Below are 257 nucleotides of genomic sequence, written 5' to 3'. Positions count from 1 at the left end.
GCTTTTATATGTAACGCATACCGACTTTATCGCCGCCAAAATAGCAGCGACAAAGTAAGTAGGCGTGCGTGCAAGTTATTTTAACTTACTTGCAACGCTTACTAACTGATGAGCGAGGGCTGATATTTTTTCAGCCGTTACAGGTTCATTTATTTGCCCATTTTCATTAAACAATGTATGCACAGCGGGTACTGCAAGTTGATCGGCAAGTACTAACGATCCAATGCCGCTTAATATATCACGCACATGATTTAAAC

General features: G+C 40.9%; 1 protein-coding gene. It reads right to left on the bottom strand.

Features of this window, described 5'->3' with window-relative positions:
* Window positions 1-75: 75 nt before the first annotated feature.
* A partial coding sequence (locus AAEY83_RS16625) for a hypothetical protein (RefSeq protein ID WP_351060847.1) occupies window positions 76-257 on the bottom strand: 182 nt, incomplete at its 5' end.

The organism is Psychrobacter sp. TB20-MNA-CIBAN-0197, assembly GCF_040309765.1.
GTDB classification, from domain to species: domain Bacteria; phylum Pseudomonadota; class Gammaproteobacteria; order Pseudomonadales; family Moraxellaceae; genus Psychrobacter; species Psychrobacter submarinus.
Note: the sequence above shows the minus strand (reverse complement) of the source record. Positions and strands in the feature narration are given on the sequence as shown.